Source organism: Streptomyces sp. CBMA156 (assembly GCF_014596515.1).
Lineage (GTDB): Bacteria > Actinomycetota > Actinomycetes > Streptomycetales > Streptomycetaceae > Kitasatospora.
In genome coordinates, this window is sequence record NZ_MSJQ01000065.1 from 37,279 (window position 1) to 52,139 (window position 14,861).

Genomic DNA, 14,861 nt, shown 5'->3' on the forward strand with positions numbered 1-14,861 from the left:
GATACTGACGGACATGATCAAGGGACTGCGGCCGCTGTTGCGCGGCTCGACGTACACGGGTGTGCTGTTCGCGGTGCTCGGGGCGCTGGCGGCGCTGCCGGTGGCGATGGTGGCGCTCGGGATGACGCTGGGAGTGTCGGGCCGGCCGGACGCGGTCTGGGTGGCGCTGCCGCTGTGGGCGCTGCTGCTCGCGGTGGCCGGGCTGCCGCGGGTGGTGCGCCGGGTGCTGGTGGCGGGGGCACGGCGGCTGCTGGGTGTCGCGGTGCCCGACCCGGTGAAGGGGGCCGCGACGGAGCGGTGGCGGACACCGGTGTTCGTGGTGGCGCACGTGGCGCTGGGCTGGACGGTGCTGATCGGCGGCAGCACGCTCCTGGTGATGGGGGTGGCACTGCCGGGGCGGTGGGCGGAGGGCTCGGCGCGGGTGAGCCTCTTCGGCTGGGGCGCCGAGGTGACGGGCGTCTGGGCCTGGGTGATCGCGGTGCTCAGCCTGCTCCTCGCGGTGGTGCTGTTCGCGGGGGTGTCGGGGGCGCTGCGGTGGCTGGCGCCCCGGCTGCTCGGGCCCTCCCCGGCCGAGCGGCTCGCGATGGCCGCCGAGCGGGAGCGGCTGCTGGCCGAACGCAACCGGCTGGCCCACGAGTTGCACGACTCGATCGGGCACACCCTGACCGCCGCCACCATCCAGGCGGCCGTCGCCGGCGAGGTGCTGGCCGACGATCCGGCGGCGGCGCGGGCCGCCATGCGCAGCATCGAGGAGTCCACCCGGGCCGCGCTGGAGGACCTGGACTACGTGCTCGGCGCGCTGCGCGAGGAGCAGTCGGGCACCGCGCCGACCCGCACCCTCACCGACCTGCCCGAGCTGGTCGACCGGCTGCGGCACGCGGGCGCGGTCGTGGAGCCGCGGACCACCGGGGACCTGGCGCAGGTGCAGGGCACGCTCTCCCGGGCCGCCTACCGGATCGTCCAGGAGGGCCTGACCAACGCGCTGCGGCACGGTGGGGGCGGGCCGATCGGGCTGTGGGTGGCGGCGGGGCCGGAGGCGCTGGAGCTGAGCGTGGTCAACGGCGTGGCGGGCGGCGGGGCCGGGCCGGGGTCGAGCGGGTTCCCGACCTCCGGCCACGGGCTGCCCGGCCTGGCCGAGCGGGTGCGGCTGCTGCACGGCGAGTTCGAGGCCGGCCCGTACGGCGAGGGGCAGTGGCGGCTGGCGGTCCGGCTGCCGATGCGGTGGTCGGCGTGAGCGGCCCCTTCCCCGGTCCCGGCCCCGACGCGGGCGCGCCGCGCGAGGTCACCCTCCTGATCGCCGACGACGACCCGGTCACCCGCAGCGGGCTGGGCACCCTGCTGGGTGCCCAGCCGGGCATCACGGTGGTCGGGCGGGCCGCCGACGGCGTCGAGGCCGTCGAGCAGGCCCGCCTGCTGCGGCCGGACGTGGTCCTGATGGACGTGCGGATGCCGCGCCGCAACGGGATCGAGGCGACCCGCGAACTGCTGGAGCGGGACGCCAACCCGCCCAAGGTCGTGGTGATCACCACCTTCGAGAACGACGGTTACGTCACCGCCGCGCTGAGCGCCGGCGCCAGCGGCTTCGTCCTGAAGCGGCGGCCCGTCCCGCAGATCGCCGAGGCGGTGCGGGTGGCGGCGGCCGGGGAGGCGGTGCTGTTCCCCGCCGCGCTGCGCCGGATGGTCGCGGCCCGGCCGCTGGACTCCGCCGAGGCGCTGCCCCGGGCGGCGCTGACCGGGCGGGAGGAGGGGGTGCTGCGGCTGATGGCCACCGGGCTGTCCAACCCGGAGATCGCGCAGGCGCTCGCGGTGAGCCAGGAGACGGTCAAGACGCACGTCGGGAACGTGCTGAACAAGCTCGGCGCGCAGAACCGGACCCATGCGGTGGTGATCGCCTACGAGAGCGGGCTGGTGGTGCCGGGGCTGCCGGGCACGTAGGGCCTACAGCTGCGGGTCGACCGGCGTGAGGGTGCCGAGGCGGTCCTCGACGGCCTGGGCGGCGGCCAGGCACAGGTCCTCCCGGAACGCCCGGCCGACGAGCTGGACGCCGGTGGGCAGGCCGTCCGCGTCGAGGCCGGTGGGCACGGCGACGGCCGGGACGCCCACGAAACTGGTCACCGAGCAGAGCCGCATGGCGCCGGCGACCCGGTCCCGGCCCGCCTGGTCCCTGGACTCCAGGCCGGGTTCGACCGGCGGCTCGGTGAACACCGGCCCCAGCAGCAGCGGGTACTCGTGCAGGAACTCCGTCCAGGAGCGGCGGATGCCCATCCAGGTGCTCATCAGCCGGATCAGCCCGGCGGCGTCCGCGGGCGGGGCGATGCGCATCGTCAGCTCGATGAAGCGGTCGCCGCCCTCGCCCAGCAGCTGCCGGACGGCGGGCCAGCTCGGCGCGAACTCGGTGTTGGTGAGGCGGTAGTAGGTGTCGAGGGCCTCCTCCATGCGCGGGACGTCGGGGACCTCCCGGACGTCGTACCCGGCGTCGCGCAGCGCCTCGGCGGCCGTCTCGACGGCGTGGCGGACGGTCGGGTGGACGCCGCGGCCGCCCGGGTCGGCGACGACGGCCACCCGGACCGGGGCGGTGGGCGGCTCCCCGTACAGCGGGACGGGCACGGCGCGCGGGTCGCGCGGGTCGGTGCCCGCCAGGATCTCGTAGGCGAGCCGCAGGTCGGCGACCGTACGGGCCAGCGGGCCGTCGGTGACCAGGACCTGGGAAGCCGGGCCCGGGTCGTCCGGGCCGATCAGGCGCTGGTCGGCGGGGAAGCGGCCGGTGGTCGGATTGAGAGCGGCGACCCCGCAGAAGGAGGCGGGGACGCGGACCGAGCCGCCGGAGTCGTTGCCGAGTCCGAGCGGGGCCATCCCGGCGGCGACCGCGACGCCGTCCCCGCCGCTGCTGCCGCCGGGGGTGCGCCGCGCGTTCCAGGGGTTGCGGGTGTCGCCGTACAGCTCGCTGCGGGTGTGCATCCCGGCGAGGATCAGCGTCGGCAGGTTGCTGTGGCCGATCGGGATCGCCCCGGCCGCGCGCAGCCGGGCCACCGGGACGGCGTCGTCGGTGGCGACGTGGTCGCGGAAGCGCGGGGTGCCGAAGGTGGTGGGCACGCCGGCGATCGGGGTGCACTCCTTGACGGTGAACGGCACGCCGGCGAGCGGGCCCAGTGGCTCGCCCGCGGCCCGGCGGCGGTCGGTGTCCAGGGCGGCCGCGCGGGCGCGGTCGGCGAGGAGCCGGGTGACGGCGTTCAGGTGGGGGTTGACCTCGGCGATCCGGGCCAGGTGGCTGTCCATCACGTCCAGGGCCGACACCTCGCCGGTGCGCACGGCGGCGGCGAGTTCGGTGGCGGGCCTGCTCCACAGGGGCATGAGGGTCTCCTCGGCTCGTTTTCCGATGCGGTCGCATCGGAAAGCGAACGATAGCCCGGAAGCCGATACGCTTGCATCGGAATATCGGGGGACGTACCGAGGAGGTCGTAGATGCCCAAGCAGGTGGACCACGAGGGCCGGCGCCGGTGGATCGCCGAGGCGGTCTGCCTGCTGGTGGACGAACACGGGCTGGAGGGCGTCACCCTGCGGGACGTCGCCGCCCGGGCGGAGGTCTCGATGGGGGCCGTCCAGCGCTGCTTCCACACCAAGGAGGAGATGCTCCTGTTCGCCGTCGGGCACGTCGGCGAGCGGGTCACCGAGCGGGTGCGGAGCCGGCTCGCGGCCGGCCCCGCGCAGTCGGCGGCCGGTGAACTCGCCCTGGTGGCGGGAGAGATGGCACTGCTGCGGGAGGAACACCGGGCCGAGGCCAGGATCTGGCTCGCCTTCGTCGCCGGGGCCGCCGTCAACCCGGCACTGGCGGCGGCCCTCCGGAGCAGCTACGCGGCGCTGGAGGAGCTGATGGTGCGGCTGGTCACGGAGGCCGCCGGCGGGGAGGTCGTCGGCGGCTCGGTGATCGGCGGGGAGGCCGCGGGTGGCTCGGTGGTGGCGCGGACCGAGGCCCGTACGCTGCTCGCCCTCGCGGACGGGCTCACCGCGCACGTGCTGGTCGGGCACCGCAGCCCGGCGGAGGCGGAGGAGGTCCTGCACGCGCACCTGGCCGGGCTCTGGGCGCGCTGCTGACCGGTGCCGCGGGGGTCCTGCTGGAAGGCTGCGTCGCGGCCGGACTGCGCGAGCGCGGCGCCGTCCCCGGCCTGACCCTGGTGGCGCGGCTGCGCGCCTCGATGCCGCCGGCCCGCCGGACCTCCGCCCGCTGAAACCCCGCCCGCTGCGGGGCGCGCCCCGGCCCGCCGCCGGGAATCCCTGTTGCCAGGCGGCGGGCCGGGCGGCGAGGATTCCGTTCGTGTCCGAGACGGTGTCCGAAGCGGTGTCAGAGACGGTATTCGACGGGTCCGAGCTGCGGCCCTACCCCAAGATCCCCGCCCGCGGCCGCTCCGGCGGGCCCGGCAGCCGCGAGTGGACGGCGGCGGAGAAGGTGCACGGGGCGCACTTCGCGGTGGTCTGCGAGGGCGGCGCGGTACGGGCCGCGAAACGGCGTGAACTGCTGGACGACGAGGGTCTGGACGGCTTCTTCGGGGTCAGCCGGATCTGGCCGGGACTGTCCGTCGCGGCGGCCAGGTTCGCCGCCGCGCTGCGCGGGGCCCGGGGCCCCTCGGCGGTGGTGACCGTCTACGGCGAACTGGCCGGCGGCCGCTACCCGCACCCCGGGGTGCCCGCCGTCCCCGGGGCCGACCCGGTCCAGACCGGCGTCTGGTACGCCCCCGGCCTGCGCTGGCTGCCGTTCGACGCCACCGTCGAGACGCCCGAAGGCCGCTGGTGGATCGCCGACCGTACGCTGCGCACCGCCGCCCGGGCCGCCGGGCTCACCTGCGTGCCCCTGCTCGGACACGGCCCCCTGAACTCCCTGCACGACCTGCCGGTGCGCTACCCCAGCCGGGTGCCCGCACTGTTCGGCCTGCCCGAGCTGCCGGACAACCTCGCGGAGGGCTACGTCCTCAAGCCGGCCGGCGAGTGGCACGAGTCGGCCACGGCCCGCCCGCTCGTCAAGGTGAAGCAGCGGGCCTTCGCCGAGGACGACCGCTACGACGGCGCCCGCCCGTACCTCCCCCCGCCGGAGGGCTCGGCCGGAGTCCCGGCCTGGCTCCTCGTCCAGGCCTCGGCCCTGCTCACCCCCGCCCGGGCCGCGGCGGCGGTCAGCAAACTCGGGCCCCGCACCCCGGCGGAGACGGTGGCGGCCGAGATCGCCCAGGACGTGGCGGAGGAACTCGCCGAGGCGCTGGGCGGCTTGGAGGCTTCCGTCCTGGCCGCACTGCGCCAGGCCCTGGAGCCGGGGGCGCGGGCGCTGGCGGCCTTCGACACGGAGGACCGGCGCGGCGGCTGACCGGGGGCGGAGCGGGCCGGAACGGGGGACCCGCAGGGGGCGCGCGCCGTACGGCCGCACGCCGGGTCACTGTCGCGCAGGGGGTTCTCGGCGACCGGCTCTTATTGTACTGTCCGTCTAATAAGCGGGTGGGCGGGAACCCGCGGGAGCAGGAACCTGGAGGCAGCCATGGCGCTCACCCGGCAGACGGGGCACGGTCACACCGAGGCCGACGACGACGTCTCGAAGCGGCTGCTGGAGTCGGCCGCCGCCCTCTCCTACGACCCCTCGGCCGAGATCGACTGGGACGCCCCGCTCCCGGACGACCACTACGGCCTCAACCCGGAGTGGAGCACCCTCTACGGCACCCGGCTGTGGGACGGGATGACCGAGCGGCAGCGGGTCACGCTCACCCGGCACGAGGTCTGCTCGATCATGAACACCGGCATCTGGTTTGAGATGATCCTCCAGCAGATGGTGCTGCGCGACCAGTACCTCAGGAACCCCGCCACCGCCGAGTTCCAGTTCGCCCTCACCGAGATCGCCGACGAGTGCCGGCACTCGATCATGTTCGCCCGCGCCTGCGCGAAGATGGGCGTCCCCGCCTACCGGCCGAACAAGGTGATCGCCCAGGCCGGACGCGCCTTCAAGGCCCTCGCCAAGGGCGAACTCGCCTACGGCGGCATCCTGGTGGCCGAAGAGGTGCTCGACGTCATGCAGCGCGACTGGATGCGCGGCGAGAACGTGCTGGAGATCGTCCGCGGCACCTCCCGGATCCACGTGGTCGAGGAGTCCAGGCACATGAAGTTCGCCCGGCAGGAGATCCGCGAGCGGATGCGCCACGCGAGCCCGGCCCGCCGGCGCGCCTCGGCCACCGGCATCGCCGTCGGCGCGTACGTCATCGTCAGCAGCATGGTCCACCCGGGCGTGTACAAGGCCGCCGGGCTCGACGTGCAGCGGGCGCTCGCCGAGGCCCGGGCCAACGAGCACCGCAAGGCGATGATGCGCACCAGCTCCCGGCACCTGATGGCCTTCCTCGCCGAGACCGGGCTGCTCACCGGCCGCTCGGCCGCCGTCTACCGTCGGGTGCACATGCTCTGACGGAGCGCCGGAACACGCCGTCCCATCCCCCCACGCGCAGCGAGGACCCCACCCGGCCATGGCCTACGCGATCACCCAGACCTGCTGCAACGACGCCTCCTGCGTGTCCGTCTGCCCGGTCAACTGCATCCACCCGACCCCGGACGAGCCGGAGTTCGGCACCACCGACATGCTGTACATCGACCCGGCGGCGTGCATCGACTGCGGCGCCTGCGCGGACGCCTGCCCGGTGGACGCGGTGTTCCCGGTCGACCGGCTGCGCGGTCCCGACACCGTGTTCGGCGACCTCAACCGCGACTGGTTCCGCGACCACCCCAGCGACCACGCCTGGGGCGCGCCCGGCTTCCCGCGCAGCCTGCCCGGCGAACTCGGCACGCTGCGGATCGCCGTCGTCGGCACCGGGCCGTCCGCCGGGTACACCGCGCAGGAACTGCTGCGCGGCACCAGCGCCGAGATCACCATGATCGACCGGCTGCCGGTCACCGGCGGCCTGCTGCGGCACGGCGTCGCGCCCGACCACCAGTCCACCAAGCGGATCGCGGAGAGCTTCGCGAGCGTCTTCCACGACCCGCGGCTGCGGATGCACCTCAACCTGGAGATCGGCACGGACCTCACCCACCGGGAGCTCGCCGCGCACCACCACGCGGTGGTGTACGCGGTCGGCGCGGCGGCCGACCGCCGGCTCGGCATCCCCGGCGAGGACCTGCCCGGCAGCCTGCCCGCGACCGCCTTCGTCGGCTGGTACAACGCCGACCCGACAGTGCCCGCCGACGCGGTGGAACTGTCGGCGGAGCGGGTGGCGGTGGTCGGCAACGGCAACGTCGCGGTGGACATCGCCCGCATCCTGCTCACCGACCCGGACCGGCTCGCCGCCACCGACATCGCCGACCACGCGCTGGCCGCGCTGCGCCGCAGCCGGGTCAGGGAGGTCGTGCTGCTCGCCCGGCGCGGGCCGGAGCAGGCGGCGTGGACCAGGGCGGAGTTCCTGGCGCTGCGGCAGCTGCCGGGCGTCGAGGTGGTGGTGGAGGACCACCCGCAGGTACGGGCGGCGATCGAGGCGGCGGAGTCCGGGGCGGGGGCGCGGAGCGGGCCGGGCACCGGGTCGGGCGCGGGGCTGCTGGCCGGGCTGCCGCTGGTGCCGTACGACGGGTCCGCGGCGCCAGGGCCCGGGCGGCGGATCGTGCTGCGCTTCCTGTCGGCGCCGGCCGGGCTGTCCGGGGACGGGCGGGTCGAGGCGCTGACCGTCGAGCGGACCACCCTGGCGGCGGACGGCCGGGTCGAGGGCACCGGGACGACGGACGTGCTGCGGGCCGGTCTCGTGGTGCGCTCCATCGGGCACCGCGGGGTGCCGCTGCCCGGGCTGCCGTTCGACGAGCGGACCGGCACGGTCGCCCACCGGGAGGGGCGGGTCGTCGACCCGGCGACCGGCCGGCCGCTGCCGGGGACGTACGTGGTGGGGTGGGCCAAGCGCGGTCCCTCCGGCGGGATCGGCGCCAACCGGGCCTGCGCGCGGGAGACCGTGGGCGCGCTGCTGGACGACGCGGTCGCCCGCGCGCTGCCCGTCCCGGAGGCGGGCCGCAGGGACTTCGAACGGCTGGTGCGGCGCCGGCGCCCGGACGCGGTCGGGCTGCGGGAGCTGCGCGCGGTGGACCGGGCCGAGCGCGAGCGGGGTGAGGCCGAGGGGCGGCCGCGGGTGAAGCTCGCCACCGTGTCCGAGCTGCTGGCGGCGGGGCGCCGGCGGTAGCGGGGCGCCGACGGCAGCGGTTGCCGGGTGGCCCGCCGTCCGGTCCGGGACACCCGTACGAGACGTGCGCGGGAGGTCGGGTGGGCCGACTTCCCGCGCACCGGACTGCTCCCGTGGGGGGTTGGCGCGCGGCCCGCCGGGTTGACGCGACCGTGTCCCGGTGCGGACGGGATGCGTTGGGCGGGCGTGAGTGGTTCTGGGAGGACGCCGGTACCGGAGGGACAGCCGGATGAAGAAACGATCCTGCGCGGCATCCCGAACAGGGCGGAGCAACCCCCGGCGCCCGTGCCGGAACCCGGCCCCGAGGCGCCCATCTACGCCGAACTGGCCCGGCGGTGGCAGGCCGAGGGGCGCTTCGTGCCGGGGCTGCCCGACCCCACCCGGGGAATGCCAGCCGCGCCGACCGGGCCTGGCACGCCCGCCGCGCCGGTCGTGACTCAGCCGGCGGAGTCCGGCTCGGGCCAGGGCTCGGCGTGGAGCCCGGGGGCCGGTTCACCGTGGAAGCCGGAGGCCGGTTCGGCGTGGAGCCCGGGATAGAACTGCCGCGCCCAGCGCCGGAACAGCCCGATCGAGCACTCCCCGGGGACGAGCCGGGGCTGCGTCAGGTACCGCTTGTGGGCCAGGACCGGGCGGTCCTGCTTGATGATCCGCACCGCGGTCCGCAACGCCGCCCAGGAGGCCGCCCGGTCGACGGCCCGCGCCGAGCCGACCCCCGGCACCGGCACCGTGGCGGTCACCGCGAAGCGCACCCTGGTCCGCCACGGCGCGACCGGCGTCGGCAGCGTCCACACCCACAAGGTGCCGCCCAGCTGCGGCAGTTCGACCGGCACCCGCATCATCCCGAGCCCGGCCAGGGTCACCGGCTGCTCCAGGCTCACCGCGCCCAGAGCGGGGAACCGGGTCGTGGTGCGCTGGTGGACCGTGAGCAGCGGGCCGGCCGGCTCGGGCGGGGCGGTCTCCCGGGTGTCCAGGCCGTGCAGCACCCGCACGTGCCGGAAGTCGACACTGTTCTCCATCACCTCCTGCGGGTGGGAGAGCACCTCGCCGCTCCACCAGGCCAGCGGCCGCACCCCGACCGCCGGCGGCAGCTCCCAGGTGGGTGCACCGGCGTCCGGACCGCCGGACGGCCCGCACCAGACGAACAGCGCGCCGTCCCGCTCGCACAGGTGCCGCCGGGCCAGCGAGGCCCGGAACCGGACGCCGTCCGGCGAGCCGGTGCACGAGCCGTCCGGGCCGAAGGCGAAGCCGTGGAACGGGCAGACCAACTCCTCGCCGCGGACCGTCCCGCCCGCCCCGAGGTGCGCGCCCAGGTGCGGGCAGTGCGGCCCGACCGCGCGCACCGTGCCCCGGCGGGTCCGGTACAGCACCACGTCCTCGCCCATCAGCCGGGCGGTGCGCACCCGCCCCGGCGGCAGGTCCCGCACCCGGCCGACGCAGAACCAGCCACTGGGGTACGGACGGGGCGGAGCGCTCGTCCATGCGGAGTTCACCTCGATGGCTTGACAGCCGTGTGAACGTACCAGGCGACGTGCTCGCGCACCTCGTACATCTCCACCGTGGACCGCAGATTGATCCACTTGGCCGGATCGCCGAAGCGTCGCGCCACCTCCCACGGCAGCCGGAAGTACGCGTGCACCGCCTCGAAGGTGGGCGTGTAGTACGGCGTCGCGTCCAGCGCCTCCTCCACCTCGAACCCGGCCTCGCCGAGCAGCCGCGGGAGGTTGCCGGCGTGGTAGATCATGGCGCCGGTCATCGTCATCGCCTCCAGGAAGGACTCGATCAACGCCCTCGGCCGCGGCTCCAGTTCGTCCAGCGGGCCGACGCTGATCGGTCCGAGCAGCACCAGCCGCCCGCCCGGGCGCAGCACCCGGTGGAACTCGGCCAGGGCCCGGGACGGGTCGGGGGAGTGGACGAGCGTCTCCATCGAGTACACGCCGTCGAACTCGCCGTCGCCGAAGGGGAGCCGGTGGTAGTCCCCCCACCGGAAGACCGTCCGCTCACCCATCCGGGCCCTGGCGCTCAGCCGTTTCGCCTCGGCGAGGTGGAAGTCCAGGACGTCGACCCCGGTCACCCGCAGCCCGAACCGCACCGCCATCGCCCGCGCCACCACCCCCGCCCCGCACCCGGCGTCCAGCACCCGCGCCCCCGCGGACAGCGCCAGCTTGCGCCCCAGCACGTCCTGCAACTGCCGCTGCGCCCGCCACAGCCGCCACTTCGACTGCCCGGGCTCCGTCCACCCCCAGTGCCGCGCGTTGCGCGCCACCCGGGTGTAGAACCACCGGCTTCCGAACTGCCCGTACACCCTGCGCAACCCGGTCAGGTCGAGCCCCTCAGCACCCATGCCACCGGGCTACCCACGCACCGGCGCCTCCTATCGCCGACGCCCGCGGATTGCCCGATGGAGGGAATCGCCGGGTCATCCGGTCATCGGACCGGTGGCGACGACTTTCAGCCGACCGGGACGGCCGCGCGCCGCAACCTGACCGCCCGCGCGGCGTTGAACCGGCTATGGACAACAACCATCTGCCGCTCGGCCCCTGGCGTGGAGTCTCGTGGGCCGCGGACACCCCGCCGGCCCTCGACCGCCACATCCTCAGGGCACGCCACGCCGTACGGATCGGCGACCACTGGTCCGCGCTGATCGCGGCGAACGAGCTGGCCGTGCTGGCCGACCGGCCGGACGCGGCCGAGGTGCTCGGGGCACGCCGGGGCTACCTGCCGGACAGTCCGGTGAACCGGTCCTTCGCCGACGCGCTCCGTGAACGGCCGGAGGACGCCGGGATCTTCGGGCCACCGGTCGTCCTCAGTGCGCGGAGCCTGCACTGGGAGCCCGACTGGTCGGGCGGGGCCGGGCGGCTCGGGCTGGTGGGTGTCCGGATCGTCAACGGGTTCCAGCGCCTGGTCGAGGTGGCCCACCGGGCGCGCGAACTGTCCCCGGAGGAGCTCGACAGGGCCCTGCTGTGGGTCGTCGTCGTCGCCGACGAGGACGGCGACCGGGCCCGCGGCATGTGCGACCGGGCCGCCCACCGCGTCAACCCCTTCGTACCGCAGGACAACCTCGCGCTCTGCCCGCACCTGCGCCGGGCCCAGGCCGAGTTCCGGAAGGAGGGGAGCTACTTCGATCCCCGGCGCGGGGTCGTGTCCGGGCCGCACCCGGTCGGGTTCACGCCCGCGGACGTGTTCCGCTCGCTCGCCGCGCTCTCGCCCGTGCAGCACCCGTCGATGAGCAACCAGCTCCAGACCGGCGAGGGCCTGGACGCGCTCTGGTCGGACATCACCGGTCCGGCCTACCGCGGCCTGGTGCACGAGGGCCTGCACGCCATCGGCATCCAGCGCGCGGTGGAGGCCCGACGGGAGACCCAGCGGGTGATCGCCCGGCTGCTCAAGCGGAACGGCAGGGGCCACCGGAAGCTGCTGGAGTACGCGCCCGAGCTGGTCACCTGGACGGCCTGCCGGGTGCTGCCGCTGGAGACGCTGCACGACGGGAGCAGGACGTCACCGAACTGGACGAAGCTCATCAACGGCACGCTCCCGGCCGAGACCGAGCGGGTCGCGGACCTGCTGGTCGGCGGCTACGTCCGGCTGCACGGCTCGGACCGCACCTTCAAGCCGACCGCGCCCACGCTGGGCCTCTGGCTGGAACTCGTGGACGCCGTGCTCGGCGGGGCCTGATCACTCACCCCGCCAGGAGCGCTTCACCTCCGCCCAGCGGGCCGCCTGGGCGTCCGTGAGGGTGCCCCGGAGCTCGGCGAGCTTGAGGAGCTGGGCCTCGGCGTCGGCGCCCAGGGGCTGGGCCTCGGCGCGGTAGTGGTCGGTGAGGAGGGCGTCGAGTTCGGGGCGGGTGAGCGCGGGGTCGAGGCGCTGGGCGAGCTTGGCCATGTTGCGGTAGGAGCCCTGGAGCAGGAAGGGGGGCTCGGTGCGGGTGCGGTCGTCCTGGGCGGCGGAGGCCAGGTAGGCGCGGTTGACGGCCAGGACGGTGGAGCGCAGGTGGAGCAGGCCGGAGAGGACGGCGGTCATCCGCTCGACCTCGGCGGCGGGCCAGGCGCCGGCCAGGGTGCCGCCGGGCAGGCCGCCGGCACGGGCGAGCAGGGTGTCGAGGTCGGCGCGCTCGGCGGTGGCCAGCGGGGCCAGGTGGGGGCCGGCGGGCAGGGCGTTCTCGACGAAGCTGAGCGCGAAGAGGTCCTCGCGGCCGGCGACGGCGTCGCCGAGGTTCCACACGTCGGCGCGGTTGGCGAGCATGTCGGGCAGCCGGAAGAGGCGGCCGGACTCGGTGTACGGGTTGGCGGCCATCACGACGGCGAAGCGCTTGCCGCGCAGGTCCCACTCGCGGGCCTCGCCGTCCCAGACGCCGTCGATCCGGCGCTGGGCGTCGCACAGCGGGATGAAGCGCTGGAGGAACTCGGGTGAGGTGTGCTGGACGTCGTCCAGGTAGAGCAGCACGTTGTCGCCCGCGTGCAGGGCGAAGTTGAGCTTCTCGACCTCGCGCCTGGAGGTGGCGTCGGGGGCCTCGGCCGGGTCCAGCGAGGTGACCCGGTGGCCGAGCGCGGGGCCGCTGACCGAGACCAGCAGCAGGCCGAGCCGCTCGGCGAGGTACTCGACCAGGGTGGTCTTGCCGTAGCCGGGCGGGGAGACCAGCAGCAGCAGACCGCTGCGGTCGACCGGGCCCGACGACTGCGCCGTGCCGAGCTGCTTGGCGAGGTTGTCGCCGACCAGCGGCAGGTACACCTGGTCGATCAGCCGGTTGCGGACGAAGCCGTTGAGCGGGGCGGGCCGGTACTGGTCGAGCCGCAGCCGGGCGTGCTCGGCGGCCAGCAGCTCGCCGCGCAGCCGCTGGTAGGCCCGGTAGCCGGGCATCTCGACCTGCTCGAACTCGCGGACCCGGGCGAGCAGTTCGTCCAGCCGCAGGTCGAGCGCGCCGCCGGCGACCCTGGGGTGGTCGCCGAGCAGCCCGGTGATCCTGGCGCCCACCGCCCCCTCGGCCGGCCGGCGCGGCAGGGACGGGCAGAGCAGTACGGCGGCGGCCTCGGCGAGGTCGCCCGGGTCGGCGTCGGCGGCTCCCGACTCCAGCCAGGCGGCGGCGAGCTGGCGCCGTACGGGCAGCAGCTCCGGCTCCTCGGGCAGCGCCGCCAGGGCCTCGGTGAGGCCGGCCGACTCGGGGGCGGCGCGGAACTTGTCGAGCAGTGCGGCGGCGCCCGCCGAGTGGGCGAAGCTCGGTGCGGCGGCGGCCAGTTCGGCCACCAGGTAGGGGCCGGCGGGGTCCGCGCCGGGGACGAAGTCCGCCACGGCGGCCGAGAGTTCGGCGGCCAGGGCGTCCAGCGCGCCCTGCGCGGGGGCGCCGCCGAAGGCGTCCCTGGCGAGGCCGAGCGAGCGGGCCCTGGTGTGCCAGAGCAGCCGCCGGCGCCCGTCGGCGCCGTGCGCCCAGTACAGCTGCGCGGCCGCCCTGGCGCCCGCCGGGTGGCGCAACAGGCCGGCCCCGGCGCCGAGTTCGAGCAGGGCGCGGAGCAGCAGCGCCGCGTCGTGGTCGTGCACGCCGCGCTGGTAGCCCTCGTCCGGCCGCTGCTCGGCCGCCCGCCGGACGTACTCCAGCAGCTCGGCTTCGCCGGAGAGCGAACCGGACAGCGCCCCCGGTTCGGCGGCCGGCAGCAGGCTCGCGGCGAGGTACTCGGCGCGGTACAGCCGGGGGGTCTCCGAGGGCAGCGGGCGGTCCCAGTAGCGCTCGGTCGCGGCGAAGGCCGGGTCGGTGACGGGGGAGCGGTAGTCGGTGCCGGTGAGGGTGAAGGCGGGGCGCCCGCGCCAGGGGACCAGGGCGAGTTCGGGCCGCTGGGTGGTGACGGCGAACAGGTGCCGGCCCAGCCGCAGGGTGCCGGGGCCGTCCCCGGCGAGTTCGGCGCGGTCGCGCAGGGCCCGGTGGGCGCGGGAGCGGGCGGCGCGCAGCCGGCCGGTCAGCTCCTCGGCCCTGACCCGGTCGCCGAGCCCGGTCAACTGCCCGGCCAGCTCGCGGAGTTTGACGGCGGTCGGATCGGCGGCCAGGGCGGCGTCGATCTCGGCGGCGGTGTCCAGCGCGGCCAGCCGCCGGTGCAGGGTGTCGAGGATGCGGTCGGCGGAGGCGGCCAGCCGGTCGGCGCGCCGGGCCCGCTCCTCCAGCAGGTGCTGGCGGCGGGCGGTGAGCGCGTCGTGGATCTCGGTGCGCCGGGCGGTGAGCTGTTCGCCGAGGGCCGGGTCGGCGTCGGCGAAGCGGGTCTCCAGCTGCTCGATCCGCAGCAGCAGCCGGCCGAGCTGCTCGTCGCAGGCCTCGGGGGTGTCGGCGGCGGCGAGCGCGGCGGTGGTGGCCTGGCCGAGCAGGGCGGTCTCGGCGGCGAACTCGGCGGCGGCCTCGCGGGTGCGCAGCTCCCGGCGGCGCACGGTCAGGGCGGTCCTGGCCCGGTTGAGCAGTCCGAGCACGTCGGCGAGCCGGTCGAGGATCGCGGTGCGGGTGGTGGCGTCGGCCAGGTCGAGGGTGCCGACCAGCTCCGAGACGGTCTGCAACGCCTCGCTCTGGGCGCCGAGTTCGAGGCCCAGCGGCTCGGCCTCGGCGGCGGTGGCGATGCCGGCGCAGCGCTCGGCCAGTTCGCCGGCCCGCTGCCGGTGCGGTTCGAAGGCGGCCGGCTCGGCGAGCTGCCCGACGGCCCGGTCGGCGGCCTCGGCCAG

At 75.9% G+C, this 14,861-nt stretch carries 11 protein-coding genes; 7 read left to right on the top strand and 4 right to left on the bottom strand.

Annotation, left to right across the window (positions count from 1 at the left end):
• Nucleotides 1-13 precede the first annotated feature (13 nt).
• The gene (locus BU198_RS05285; RefSeq protein ID WP_188295657.1) at nt 14-1,234 is read left to right on the top strand and encodes a histidine kinase; all 1,221 of its coding nucleotides are present in this window, start codon (nt 14-16) and stop codon (nt 1,232-1,234) included.
• Nucleotides 1,231-1,935, top strand: coding sequence for a response regulator (locus tag BU198_RS05290; protein ID WP_188295658.1), 705 nt, complete (start codon nt 1,231-1,233; stop codon nt 1,933-1,935). The genes BU198_RS05285 and BU198_RS05290 overlap by 4 nt, the downstream gene beginning before the upstream one ends.
• A gap of 3 nt (nt 1,936-1,938) precedes the next feature.
• On the opposite strand, the gene BU198_RS05295 is transcribed toward BU198_RS05290, so the two are convergent.
• Nucleotides 1,939-3,351: an amidase gene (locus BU198_RS05295; RefSeq protein WP_188295659.1), complete on the bottom strand. Its 1,413-nt coding sequence runs from the start codon at nt 3,349-3,351 to the stop codon at nt 1,939-1,941.
• Nucleotides 3,352-3,462: 111 nt separating this feature from the next.
• Between BU198_RS05295 and BU198_RS05300 the strand changes: the two genes are divergently transcribed.
• From BU198_RS05300 to BU198_RS05315, 4 genes are all read left to right on the top strand, one after another.
• Nucleotides 3,463-4,092, top strand: a complete 630-nt coding sequence (locus BU198_RS05300; RefSeq protein WP_188295660.1) for a TetR/AcrR family transcriptional regulator — start codon at nt 3,463-3,465, stop codon at nt 4,090-4,092.
• 244 nt (nt 4,093-4,336) lie between these two features.
• Nucleotides 4,337-5,350, top strand: a complete 1,014-nt coding sequence (locus tag BU198_RS41830) for an RNA ligase family protein (protein ID WP_188295661.1) — start codon at nt 4,337-4,339, stop codon at nt 5,348-5,350.
• 168 nt (nt 5,351-5,518) lie between these two features.
• Nucleotides 5,519-6,430: an AurF N-oxygenase family protein gene (locus BU198_RS05310; RefSeq protein ID WP_188295662.1), complete on the top strand. Its 912-nt coding sequence runs from the start codon at nt 5,519-5,521 to the stop codon at nt 6,428-6,430.
• Between the two features lie 58 nt (nt 6,431-6,488).
• On the top strand, nt 6,489-8,174 hold the full coding sequence (locus BU198_RS05315) for a 4Fe-4S binding protein (RefSeq protein WP_188295663.1): 1,686 nt from the start codon (nt 6,489-6,491) through the stop codon (nt 8,172-8,174).
• Between the two features lie 437 nt (nt 8,175-8,611).
• On the opposite strand, the gene BU198_RS05320 is transcribed toward BU198_RS05315, so the two are convergent.
• Together BU198_RS05320 and BU198_RS05325 are read right to left on the bottom strand one after the other, a co-directional pair.
• A complete protein-coding gene (locus BU198_RS05320) occupies nt 8,612-9,664 on the bottom strand; it encodes an aromatic ring-hydroxylating oxygenase subunit alpha (RefSeq protein ID WP_188295664.1) in 1,053 nt (350 codons plus the stop codon).
• Nucleotides 9,661-10,515: a class I SAM-dependent methyltransferase gene (locus BU198_RS05325; protein ID WP_188295665.1), complete on the bottom strand. Its 855-nt coding sequence runs from the start codon at nt 10,513-10,515 to the stop codon at nt 9,661-9,663. Before BU198_RS05325 ends, BU198_RS05320 begins: the two co-directional genes overlap by 4 nt.
• A gap of 167 nt (nt 10,516-10,682) precedes the next feature.
• Between BU198_RS05325 and BU198_RS05330 the strand changes: the two genes are divergently transcribed.
• Nucleotides 10,683-11,846, top strand: a complete 1,164-nt coding sequence (locus BU198_RS05330; protein ID WP_188295666.1) for a hypothetical protein — start codon at nt 10,683-10,685, stop codon at nt 11,844-11,846.
• Here the strand turns inward: BU198_RS05330 and BU198_RS43245 are convergent.
• Nucleotides 11,847-14,861, bottom strand: a 3,015-nt coding sequence (locus BU198_RS43245; protein WP_188295667.1) for an AAA family ATPase, incomplete at its 5' end; no start/stop codon positions are given. It abuts the gene before it with no gap.